This is a genomic window from Caballeronia sp. LP006 (assembly GCF_031450995.1).
GTDB lineage: Bacteria > Pseudomonadota > Gammaproteobacteria > Burkholderiales > Burkholderiaceae > Caballeronia.
The window spans coordinates 1-12101 of the sequence record NZ_JARTVW010000001.1 but is presented as its reverse complement, the minus strand read 5'-3'; the positions used below and the strand labels follow the sequence as shown (position 1 = coordinate 12101).

The 12101-nt window shown below is 58.2% G+C and carries 10 protein-coding genes and 1 pseudogene; 6 read left to right on the top strand and 5 right to left on the bottom strand.

All coding sequences use genetic code 11. From position 1 onward, the window contains the following. Window positions 1-15 precede the first annotated feature (15 nt). The 4 genes and pseudogenes from P9250_RS00055 to P9250_RS00040 form a co-directional block, all read right to left on the bottom strand. Complete coding sequence (locus P9250_RS00055; protein ID WP_310390588.1) at window positions 16-363, bottom strand: hypothetical protein; 348 nt, start codon at window positions 361-363, stop codon at window positions 16-18. Continuing rightward, entirely contained in the window at window positions 323-952 is a 630-nt protein-coding gene (locus tag P9250_RS00050; RefSeq protein WP_310390587.1) for an FAD-dependent oxidoreductase, read from the bottom strand. Before P9250_RS00050 ends, P9250_RS00055 begins: the two co-directional genes overlap by 41 nt. Window positions 953-1431: 479 nt before the next feature. Beyond that, complete coding sequence (locus tag P9250_RS00045) at window positions 1432-4053, bottom strand: AAA family ATPase (protein WP_310390586.1); 2622 nt, start codon at window positions 4051-4053, stop codon at window positions 1432-1434. 279 nt (window positions 4054-4332) lie between these two features. After that, window positions 4333-4965, bottom strand: a pseudogene (locus tag P9250_RS00040) (transposase); the annotation flags it as partial. A gap of 311 nt (window positions 4966-5276) precedes the next feature. Here P9250_RS00040 and P9250_RS00035 point away from each other — a divergent pair. Continuing rightward, window positions 5277-5765, top strand: coding sequence for a hypothetical protein (locus tag P9250_RS00035; protein WP_310390585.1), 489 nt, complete (start codon window positions 5277-5279; stop codon window positions 5763-5765). A 1304-nt stretch (window positions 5766-7069) separates the two neighbouring features. Here P9250_RS00035 and P9250_RS00030 read toward each other — a convergent pair. Then, window positions 7070-7198, bottom strand: a complete 129-nt coding sequence (locus P9250_RS00030) for a hypothetical protein (protein ID WP_284504005.1) — start codon at window positions 7196-7198, stop codon at window positions 7070-7072. A 56-nt stretch (window positions 7199-7254) separates the two neighbouring features. Between P9250_RS00030 and P9250_RS00025 the strand changes: the two genes are divergently transcribed. The 5 genes from P9250_RS00025 to P9250_RS00005 form a co-directional block, all read left to right on the top strand. Continuing rightward, entirely contained in the window at window positions 7255-7725 is a 471-nt protein-coding gene (locus P9250_RS00025; RefSeq protein ID WP_310390584.1) for an Hcp family type VI secretion system effector, read from the top strand. Between the two features lie 478 nt (window positions 7726-8203). Next, entirely contained in the window at window positions 8204-8698 is a 495-nt protein-coding gene (gene tssB / locus P9250_RS00020) for a type VI secretion system contractile sheath small subunit (RefSeq protein ID WP_244831862.1), read from the top strand. A gap of 102 nt (window positions 8699-8800) precedes the next feature. Beyond that, window positions 8801-10225 (top strand): type VI secretion system contractile sheath large subunit, encoded by a 1425-nt coding sequence (gene tssC, locus P9250_RS00015; RefSeq protein ID WP_250511776.1) that lies wholly within the window; start codon window positions 8801-8803, stop codon window positions 10223-10225. Between the two features lie 198 nt (window positions 10226-10423). Next, window positions 10424-10912, top strand: coding sequence for an Hcp family type VI secretion system effector (locus P9250_RS00010; RefSeq protein WP_310390583.1), 489 nt, complete (start codon window positions 10424-10426; stop codon window positions 10910-10912). 67 nt (window positions 10913-10979) lie between these two features. Then, a partial coding sequence (locus P9250_RS00005) for a type VI secretion system tip protein TssI/VgrG (RefSeq protein ID WP_310390582.1) occupies window positions 10980-12101 on the top strand: 1122 nt, incomplete at its 3' end.

Here is a 12101-nt window from a genome sequence, read left to right as displayed (position 1 = left end):
GACCCTCCGCCACGGTCAGATGGGAAACACGGGATCCCGAAGTTGCGGATACGGGATGCCTGCGACCATCGCCGTTTGCATCGCCGCCAGTACTTCGCCCGCTTCCGAGCCGATCATCGTGAAGCCGAGTAGGCGGTCATCATCCGCGCCGACGAGCACCTTCATGAAATCCTGCGTTTCGTCGGTCGCTTCCGTGCGCAAGACGTTGCGCATCGGTGGCATTGCAACACGCACGGCGATCCCCGCGCGCAGTGCATCCGTTTCGTTGAGGCCGACGCGCGCGAGTGGCGGATCGGTGAACAACGTGTACGCAATCAGCCGATCACCCGTGCTGCGATGTCCGCCCGCCATGTTGTTGCGCACGATGCGGAAATCGTCGACGGAGACATGCGTGTACTGCGGGCTCCCTGCGACCTCGCCGATTGCCCAGACATTGTCCGCCGATGTCGGCAGGCGATCGTTCACGGGATAATACCGCGCTCGTCAAGTTGCACGCCGTCCCGTTCAAAACGGATATCGGCCGTGTTGGAGAACGTCCCGCGGCAACCGGAATGTCGCTGCCCGCAACGATCTGCTCGCCCGAAGGTGTCCGCACGACGACGCGCATCTGCGTTCCCAAGCGACCTTCGACGCGGATCGTCTGCGCGTCGAGTACGACGTCGATATCTACCGCCCGAAGGATGCGCAGCATCTCGTCGCCGACGTCCGCGTCCTCGCGCGCCATCAATCGCGCACCGCGCTCGACGGTAGTCACGCGGCTCCCGAAACGCCGGTACGCCCGCGCCATCTCCACGCCGATATAGCCGCCGCCGAGCACGATCAGATGCTCCGGCGCGCGGTCGAGATCCAGCGCGCCGATGTGCGTCATCGGCTGGGAGGCCCGCAAACCCGGCACGGCCGGAATCGCGGCATGCGTGCCGACGTTCACCACCAACTGTTTGCCCGCGAGCATGCTCGTGCCGCGGCGTTGAGTCGAACTTCGACGGTCTTCGGCCCGGCAAAGCGCCCGACGCCCATGGCATGACCGCTTCGTTCCGGCGTATTTGCCTGGGCGGGTTGTAGTCCGCACATCGACGTTGACGGGCGGCGTGCAGGGCGAGGCGCTGAATCATTCGAATGATCTCGTCGCGCTGATGCGAGCGGAGTCGATCACTGACGGAATATCTCGAGACCGCCCGCGCAACCGGCGAATGTCAGCCGCCGCCAGGGAAGCTACCTTGGCCGCTGTAGGCAGATAATGCATTTTCCGACAGGAGCTGCCTTGCAGGGCCGCGCATCGTCGCCACCAGACACCTCTTTGATCGGTTCATATACGACTGATCTCTGGACAGAGCCGACGCCTGGATGTCCCAGCAAAGAAGCGAGCGAATGACTCTTCGTGGCCGGCTTGAGCCAACGGCAGCAAAACGCGCTAGTTTTTCTATTTGAGCTTTACTGGACCGGCCGTTCCGTGAACTCCTTAATCCAAGCAATCATCACGTCAACATCCTTCTCTAACACATCAACATCCGGACATTCGGCGGGAAGCTCGGTGGATTGCGAATGCTCGAAGACCGAATAGCGTGTCATTAGGTCGTCAATCAAGGCGCAGTCATCGGCTTTAATCTTCGCCAGCTTACCGATTTTGTTTTGCGTTGTGATACTACGTCGAAACCGAATCAACACATCGTTGAGGAGTATCGTCTCAACGCACTTCTCGACGAGGATTCGGACGTCGCTGCATATGCCCTTTACCTTCTCATCATACCCAGCAACATCCGCTTCATCGTGCAGCTTCCGAAGTTGCTTCAATGACTCGTTGCGAATGCGGTTCAGTGCTTTGTCTGGTTTGGCATCCCTGATATTGATGTCGGCAATCAGTCCGACTGTCTTCCCTAAGCGGCGAAGCGATAGCGAATTTAGTTCAATCGGTGTCGGCTGCTTTGCAAGGAAGGCCTTGTCCTGAATTTTTTTCACTAACGACTCGACCTGAGCGACCAACGACAATCGGTGAGTGAAGATAATGACCTGACGCTCATGGGATAGGTCGACAAGCCGTTTAACCACATGCTCTTCGAAGTCCTGGTCGAGCGAAGAAATCGGGTCGTCGAAAACGAATGGTGTAGGTTGACCCGACCCGGAAATATCGGCTAAGAATGCCGCCATCGCGATGATTCGTCGTTCACCCTCACTCAAGACCGACTCCGCCCTAACGCCGTCGCCCGTATCTTTTAGCGTGAGCGAGAACGTCACCTTGCCTTTGCCCTGCTGCTTACTTCTTGGTTCGATGGGAATTCGTGAACCGTTGAGAGCCTTCAACTCTCGCTCGAAGCGTTCTTGGTACCCACCTCGCAGCTCCTGTTCCGCTAGCTCGGTGTTCTTCTTAGTCAACGCGGTCGTCGATGTCAGCGAGATGCTCTTTTGGAGTATCGCGAGCGTGTCCAAGCGCTTGACCTCAACTCTAACGGCCTCCTGCTCCCTATTCAACCATTGACAGGCAACGAGTTCACTCACACGGGCCGCGAGCTCCTTTCGATTTCCGTCCTGCAGAAGCGCTTGCAGTGTCTTCTGCTCGGCGAGCAGTGCATCGGTCACCACTATCATTGGCAATTCGACGACCGACCAATCCACAGCAGTGACCGCGTCAATTGTCAATGCGATGTCTGCCGCGCTTCGCCGTTTTGATAGTTGGGTGAGCCAGTCGGTCGCTGCTTGGTGCTCCAACTTGATGGGTGCCGTGGTAACTACCCAGGTCTTCGCCTCGGGCAAGTTTGGCAAAGACTGCTCAAGCTTTTTCAACGCACGCTCTGCTTCCTGCGCGTCCTTTTCGAGCTCGCCCTTAACAAAGCGCTCGAAATGGGAGAGGCGGTCCTTGGCGTCGTCTCCTAGCTCTTGCTGACAGAGGACACATCTCGCGCCTGGTTCCGTGTTCGGGAATTCGGACTCTTTGTAAGCATACGAAACGGAGAATTCTCGCGCCTTCTCCCACAGGTCGTGCCAAGACTCCTGGCCAATCCCATCGACCGGCGAACCGGCGAATACCTTGGCTGCGTCTTCGCCAGCAGCTTTCCGTTTTTGCAGCGCGGCTGCTCGCGCGCCAGCCAGCTCGGTCAGCTTTTCGTCGCTCAAGGCCGTCTTCCAAGATTGAACCAACGCTTTTACGATGTCGAGCGCCGCAATCTCGCGATCGATAACTTTGAGTCTGCCCGGAACATCCTTCTCTGCAAGCGACGCTTCTCCCGCAATACGCTCATTGTTCATCTCGTCCGTGTAGACACACGCTGAAGCGATTGCAGCTTCAGTGGTGCCTGCTTTGAGCTTGGAGACAAATCTTCCCGACTTAGTTGCTGCCAGTTCGGCCGGCATAATCGGCAGCTTTGTCTGGAGCTTTTGCTTTCGAGCATCAAGCTCGTCGGACACTTGGTCACACACCCTAATGAGCGAGGAGACGAAACGCATGCGTGACGGCTCATAGGTCGCCTCATTCTTTTGACCAAAATACAGGGCGGCCACGGTCGAATCGAACACATGGAGATGTCGTAGCTGCGGGACAGCGCCATCGGCCAACGTCCAGATACCTTCCTTCTCCTTCTCGCCAACGGAGAGAAGCACGCGCGCAGATGGCTCCTGCTGTTCGTTGCTGAAGACGTTTCCAAGAAGGTCTTCTTTTGCACGAGAGCCACAGAGTTGCTTAATGAGTCGCGCGAAGCCGCTCTTTCCTGAACCGTTCGAACCATAGACGAGGGAAATGCTGCTCGTCCCAAACTCGATGGATGCGCCGTTCTTTATTGCGTTCACACCCGTTACTTCACTGATTCGACGAAGGCGAATAGGCGATTGGCCTTGTGCCTGAGCGAGAACTCCTGGCGCGACAGCCTCAAACTTTTCTACACCTTGTTTTGAAGCTTCAATGACACACAAGTCTGCTAGTTCACAAATAGCGTCCGCGTCGGGAAAAGCACGAGTTCGAATCAACCTAGCTGCGGCAGTTTGAAGCCACTTATGGCGTTCGGATAACCATTGCTCGAAGGGGTCCAACACAGGACCAACTGCAGCGTCATTGTTATCGCTCATCTATCTCTCTTTGTTTTTATTGAAAAAGTCTGCCTCAGCGGCCGAATTTGATGCGTCCGCGCTCAAGCGCAGCAGCATTGAAGTACGGCAGGGCGATTTAGCTCAGCGTGGGCGTCATCCAAGCTAGTACTTCCCGGAATGCGCCAGCAATCATATCGAGGAATTTGAGGTTTAGGTGATGTGCCATTGTGGATGGGTTTGTCGACGAGTGAGAAAGCTTTTATTTGGCAGCCGCAATGGAACCTGTCCGCACTTTTGTGTGCGAGGCGGTTAGCGGAGTCACCCGCGTGCGTTGGTAAAACGCTCTCCAAACAGGATGGCAAACTGGTTCATCGCGGACGACCAGTCGAACGCCGCGCGTACTGACTTTGCCAGCACGTTGCGCAATGCCAGCCACAGCAGCTTGATGGCGGCCTCGTCATTGGGGAAGTGGCCGCGTGTCTTGATGATCTTGCGTAGTTGCATGTTCAGACTCTCAATGGCGTTTGTGGTGTACGCCGTGCCAATCGCCTCAGCCAGTCCCTTCAGGCCGTCGACCACCGCGATCAGGATGTCCTGGCAGCCCCGGGTCTTCAGTTCGTTGAACACTTTCAGCCAGAACTTCGCCCCTTCGGTCTGTTCGATCCACAGGCCGAGCACATCGCGCTGGCCGTCGGCCTGAATGCCCAGCGCCAGATACACCGCCTTGTTGCTCACCACGCCGTCGCCACGGATCTTCACACGCAGCGCGTCGAAGAACACCACCGGGTACATCGGCTCAAGCGGACGGCTTTGCCAGGCGAGCGCCTCAGCCATGACTTCGTCGGTGACCGAGCTGATGAAATCGGGCGAAACCTCGGTGCCATAGGCTTCGGCCAGAAACGCCTGGATCTCGCGCACACTCATGCCGCGCGCGTACATGGCGATGATTCGTTGACCGCTAAGAGGAATACGACCCTCCAACACTATTTCTAGCTTGATTGGCCGTTCGCTGGTCCCCGCATCGAGTACCGCCGAAATCTTATCCCGATCTTTTCGAACGTCCCGCACTTCACGCTGCGCACCGCGCGCGTTATTGCGCTCGAGTTTTCGAGTCTCACAGGTTTGTGACGCCATGATGCACGCAATTGTTGTTGAGGCCCACTAATTCCGCTAATGTGGTGCACAAATTCTGCTAATAGAATTGCGATAACCGCTGATTCGCCTGAAAAATTCGAACTCATCGAACCTGTCTCGAATGCCCAATGATGTCTAAATCAAAGTCGCGAAAACCGATCCGTAGCGTCGCAAAAGCGGCAAGGCATAAGAAGGTGCTTTATCTTCCGCTCGATCCGGATTCGGTCGCACAAATTTCCATCCAGGTCCGCATGGCGCTTGAAGTCGCTCGTGCAGGGCAAGGCGACGCAGCGACTTTGCGTTGCCTATCGCAAGCCGTGGCCTTAACGGGATTAATCGCAGCGGCCGGGCACGGCGAGATCGACGAGTGCAGCCTTGCCTCAGCCGAGGCTGCGCTTACTGGCGTCCTCGCGTCGGGAAACTTGAGCGGCTGGAGATTGGGCAGGGATGAGATGGAAGTTGCGACAGCGGTGGTCAACGAGCATGACCGCCAGCTTAGAGAGACGCGTCTTGACGTAGTTGTGCGCGCCTTTGAACAGATCGAGCGAGGGCTTGGAACGGGGATGACGCTCACCGGTCTGTTCGCGCTTCGGCGGCTAGTTCTTCATGCCCGATAACCTCGCATTAGAAAAATCATGCAACCATCTAACGGCGTGCTTGTCAGAACGGCAAACCGATACCTAGTCGTTGCGCATTGAACATCTGCGCATCGAGAAAAGAGCTGTTTTGCTAGCTTCCTATCGGAAATATGCAGACCTGATGCAACATCTCACACGCATGAAAGCTTTGCAGCCGACATCTCTTTAGTCGGCCTTTGAGAACGTCAAGATTGCCCGAGTAGACGTATGTCCAGGGACCGTATCGACTAACTTAAAGCCCTGTCGGATGGCCAACCTCCGCCCTTCGACTGCTGCCGACGCTCGCCGCTCATCCACTGTGCGGCTGCATTTCGTCACTTCGCCTTCGTTCGCGATGCGGCGCATTGTGCGTCGGCCTCCCCAAAAGCGATCGAGTCAAACCGACCCAATCCGGTCGGACGGCCCTCTCCAAACCGGTCACTCAGTCGAACCGGCATCTTCCGAGCTGGAGCACCATAAAGCGGACGTTGGCGACCTTACCCAACCGGCCAGTTGTTGCCATTCACCCATGCGGTCATGCGGACACTTGGACGACCGATCCGCGACTGACAGCAGCCATTCGACAGGGTCTTCCGATTGTACTTGTGGGCGCACTCGACCACGGCAACCCAATTCCGAGGTCGCGTCCGTTTCAACTCCACGATGCGATCGCGGCACGTGGCATATCCACGACGCTGATGGGCAAGATCTCTACCGCACGGGACGATCACCGAGTCGGACGCGTTGCGGGCGGGAATCCGATGGTTGATGATGTTGTGCAACAAGAACCGGCGCCAGACGATTGAGTCCGGCTTGTTGTCGAAAGAGGCGCCGAATGACTGGACGTCTCTGCGCGCTGGACACGACGGGGGCGACACGCCGTCGCATCCGCCGCAGTGTTGGCGCCTTGCGGCCCGCAAGCAACAGTGGGACGTACCTTAAGGGAGCTCGAAAGGATATCGGAAGTTGCGCTCCTCACGCTATCAAGTTTCGCCCGTCTGGACCCTCACCGACTTGCGCGGATCCAAACCCCGTCCAAGTGGATGTCAGACCGTCCGCACCTGCTCTACTGCTTTCGATGTCTTGTGCTCAATCCCGTTGATATAGCCGCGCCCCGTTGGAAGCGGATATGGCTCGACACCAACGTCGCCGCCTGCGAGGTGCACGGCATAACACTCGAGCAGTTTCCAGCAGCAATTGCGCGGCGAGCACGAAACATGGATCGGCTGCTTATTCTGGTAAGCAAGTACCGGCAGAAGCTCCAAATCGCCTGACCTACGGTGTATTAGCAGAATTAAAGCCCCTCAACACCAGGCGAGCAGGCTCGGCACCAGCACGAGCATCGCGAGACCGTTGCCGCCCATGATGGTGCGCCACACCTCGAAGAGATCGCGGCCGCCTATCGCAACCGCGCGCGCCGACACTACAACCATGCGCCGGACCTGGAGAAAAAGGCGCTTCAATCACACAACCGAAGAAGAGGTGAATCATGCCGATGCCGTGCTATCTGACCGTCGAAGGTGAAAATCAAGAAAAGATCGAAGGCGCAACGAAAGTTCAGGGCCACGAAGGCATGATCCTAGTGCAGGCCGTGGATCATGTGATCGAAATTCCCAAGAGCCCGCAAACGGGGTTGCCAACCGGCAAGCGTGTTCACGGCGCGATGACCGTTGCCAATGAAATCGACAAATCCAGCCTGAAGCTTTTTCAGGCGCTGACTTCCGGCGAGCAGCTCAAGTCTGTGCTGCTTGAGTTCTACCGTATCTTGCCCAAGGGCACGGAAGAGAAGTACTACACCGCGAAGCTTAAGAACGCCATCCTGACCAGCATGAAGTCATGGACACCGAACTGCCTCGACCCGAACAACCGGCAGATCGGCCATATGGAAGACCTCGCTTTCACCTATGAAAAGATTACCTGGGCCTACGAGCCGGACGGCATCGAAGCCGAAGATTCGTGACTCGCGCCCAAGGCGTAAAGCGCTGGACAAAGCTTCGAAGCCCTTGTCGTGAAAGGGTTTCGAGGCATCGAACGAGAGATTTCGACAATTGGGGGATACGGCTTTGCCCGGTCATTCTTTAGTGCATATGAACTGATAAAAATGCGTTGGGTTTTTGAGATACGTCTGTTTATAATGAGCCGCACTCAAATCCGGGCAAGGCTTGCGAGCTTCGGGAAAAGTTTCCCACCTGGACTGGCCGATCCTTGCGCTCAATCGCGAGCGAAGCATCCGACGGTCTGGCTCAAGCAAATCCGGCCCGCGCCGTTATCCGCAATCAGCGACACGTAATTTCTTTAGTTATCCCGCGCTCAGGCGATGGCTGCCGGCCCGAGCATGCAATGGCAGCGGCCCGCGTCAAGTCGGTGCGATCCCTGACACGCGTTTTCATCGATGTCCGCACTGCCAGCGCGGCGCCGTGAATCTGGAGATGGCAGCAATGGCAAATGATGGTTCGGTAGCTCCGAAGGAACGCGTCAATATCGTCTATCGTCCGGCCACGGGAGACGCGCAGGCAGAAGTGGAACTGCCGCTCAAGTTGCTCGTGCTCGGCGACTTCACGTTGCGTCAGGACGACGTACCGATCGAAGACATGAAGCCGATCAACGTCGACAAGGACAACTTCAACGAAGTGCTGAAAGGCCAAAAGCTCGGCCTGCAACTCTCGGTGCCGAACAAGCTCGACGAGAAAGCCGGTCCCGACGACGTGCTCTCGCTCGACCTGAAGTTCGACTCGATCAACGACTTCACGCCCGATGCGCTCGCGGAACGCATTCCCGAACTGCGTCAGATGCTCGAACTGCGCGACGCCCTGAAGGCGCTGAAAAGCCCGATCGGCAATCTGCCCGACTTCCGCAAGCGTCTGCAAGAGCTGATCCAGGACGAAGGCGTGCGCGCGCGGCTGCTCGGCGAACTCGGCGCACAAGACAAGTAACGCGGAACCAGCACTTCGTAGATGAAGGAGATTGAATTGAGCGACGAACAACAGCAATCCGGCGCAGCGGCGCCGGCAGAGGCCGCGGCGGGCGAAGTCTCGCTGCTCGATCAACTGGTGGAGTCGGCCCGCATCAAGCCGGGCGACGAAGCGTACTCGATCACGCGCCAAGGTATTCAGGCGTTCGTCGCGCAACTGCTCGAACCGCAGCGTTCGGTGGAGCGTGTCACCGCCGCGACCGTCGACGACATGATCGCGAGCCTCGACCGCAAGCTGTGCGCGCAGGTCGATGCCATCCTGCATCACGATGACTTCCAGAAGCTGGAATCGTCGTGGCGCTCGCTCAAGTTTCTGGTGGACCGCACCAACTTCCGCGAGAACATCAAGATTCAGTTGATGAGCGTGAGCAAGCAGAAGCTGCTCGACGACTTCCAGGACGCGCCCGAGATCACCAAGTCAGGGCTGTACAAGAACGTCTATACGGCCGAATACGGCCAGTTCGGCGGCCAGCCGTTCGGCGCGATCATCGCTAACTACGAGTTCAATGCAAGCGCGCCCGATGTCAAGCTGCTGCAATATTCGGCAAGCGTCGCCGCGATGGGTCACACGCCTTTCGTCGCCGCCGCCGGCGCGGATTTCTTCGGCATCGACTCGTTCGATCAGTTGCCGAACCTGAAAGATCTGTCGTCCATCTTCGAAGGTCCGAAGTACGTCAAGTGGAACGCCTTCCGCGAAAGTGAAGATGCGCGCTACGTCGGCCTGACCGCGCCGCATTTCCTCTTGCGCGTGCCGTATGGCCCGGAAACGGCGCCTTCGAAGAAATTCAACTACAAGGAAGACGTCTCGAGCGGTAACGACCAGTTCCTGTGGGGCAACGCGGCCTTCGCGTTTGCCACGCGTCTCACCGAAAGCTTCGCGGACTACCGCTGGTGCGCCAACGTCATCGGCCCGCAAGGCGGCGGCACGGTGCAGGACTTGCCGGTGTATTCGTTCGAATCCATGGGCGAGATCCAGAACAAGATTCCGACCGAAATCCTGATTTCCGAACGACGCGAGTTCGAGCTGGCCGAGCAAGGTTTCATGGCGCTCACCATGCGCAAGGACAGCGACAACGCCGCGTTCTTCTCCGCCAACTCGGCGCAGAAACCGAAGTTCTTCGGCCAGTCGAAAGAAGGCAAGGAAGCCGAGCTCAATTACAAGCTCAGCACGCAATTGCCGTACATGTTCGTCATGAGCCGCATGGCGCACTACATCAAGGTGATGCAGCGCGAGAACATCGGCACGTGGAAGGAGCGCGGCGATCTGGAGAAGGAGCTCAACAACTGGATTCGCCAGTACGTCGCCGACATGGACAACCCGAGTCCGGGCGTGCGCAGCCGCCGCCCGTTGCGTCAGGCCGAAATCAACGTGCTCGACGTGGAAGGCGAACCGGGCTGGTACAAGGTCGACATGAAGGTGCGCCCGCATTTCAAGTACATGGGCGCGTCGTTCACGCTGTCGCTCGTCGGCAAGCTGGAAACTGCCTGATGCGCGCATCGGGTTCGAGGCAGCCGCGAACATAAGCGGCGCTTCGGCCAGGTTTCATCCGTAACACGCGGGCGGTCACTTGCAACGAGGCGGTAACCGCCCGCGCTCACACTGTAGTCATGCGCTCGACAAGAACAACGAGCGCATCGCGTCGAAGTACACCACCCGAACGAACCATAACGGCAACTGGAGGCCACCATGCCGATGCCATGCTACCTGACCCTCGAAGGTCAGAACCAAGGAAAGATCGAAGGCTCGACCAAAGTTCAAGGTCACGAAGGCAAGATCCTCGTGCAGGCCGTCGATCACACCATCGAAATTCCGAAGAGCCCGCAAACGGGTCTGCCCACCGGCAAGCGCGTGCATGGCGCAATGACGGTGACGAAGGAAATCGACAAGTCCAGCCCGAAGCTGTATCAGGCGCTGACGTCCGGTGAGCAACTGAAGACCGTGACGCTGGAGTTCTACCGCATCTCGCCGAAGGGCACCGAAGAAAAGTACTACAGCGCCAAGCTCGAAAACGCGATCCTCACGCACATGCAGTCGTGGACGCCGAACTGCCTCGACCCGAACAACCGTCAGATGGGCCACATGGAAGACCTCGCGTTCACCTACGAGAAGATCACGTGGACGTACGAGCCGGACGGCATCGAAGCGGAAGATTCCTGGCTTGCTCCGAAGGCCTGACCTTGAAGCTTGCGCGTCGTGGATGTCCCACGTCGCGCGTTCGTGAACCATCCCGCCAACTGCCGCCATGACTTCGCTTTCCGCACGACTCGCCAACAATCAGCGCTTCAGCTTCGTTTCCGACGCTTACGCTGCCGACACGTTCTCGGTGGTGCGCATGCACGGACGTGAAGCCATCTCGCAGTTGTTCCGCTTCGAAATGACGCTCGTTTCGGACGATGCCGCCATCGACCTCACGAAGATGTTGCAGAACAACGCGACCTTCGAGATAGGCGCGCCCGACGATCCTTCGCGCACGACGCCTTACTCCGGCATGCTCGCCGAGTTCGATCAGTTGCATCACGCGGGCGGCTATACGTTTTATCGCGCGGTGCTGGTGCCGCGTGCATGGCGGCTCACGCTCACGCGCACTTGCGAGGTTTATCTGAACGAGCAGACCATCCCGCAGATTCTGGGCGGCGTGCTGCGCGACGCGCAGCTTACGGGCAGCGCCGTCGATCTCAAACTCACAGGCGATTACCGTCCGCGCAGCTATGTCTGTCAGTTCCAAGAGAGCCACTTCGAATTCATGTCGCGCTGGCTGGAGAAGGAAGGCATGTACTACTACTTCGCGCAGAGCGGCGAGGCGGACACGCTCACGATCGTCGATGACCGCGCCATGCACGCCGCCGATGCGCTGCCCGTAAACTATCGCCCCGCCGACGAACTCGATACCGGTGTCGCGCCGGATTCGGTGCAGAGCTTCATGTGCCGCACGAAGCCGCTGCCCGCGAAGGTGGTGCTGCAGGACTACAACTACCGCAAGGCATCGTTGCCGTTGGTGGTCGAGGCGGCCGTATCCGCGCAAGGCTTCGGCGAAGCGATGTTCTACGGCGACAACTTCCGCGACGCCGACGAAGGCGCGCGCTACGCCCATCTGCGCGCAGAGGAAATTCTGTGCGGCGGCGTGCGCTTTCATGGCCAGGGCACGGCTGTGGGAATGCGCAGCGGCTATTTCATGCAGATGTCGCATCATTATCGCGACGACTTCAACGGCCGCTATCTCGTGACCGAGATCACGCATGAAGGATCGCAGGCGGGCGCGCTGCTCGCGGGCATCAAGACGCCCTTCAGCGCGAGCAGTGAAGCGCGCGAAGAGATCATCTATCGCAATTCGTTTTCAGCGATCAGCGCCGATGTGCAGTATCGC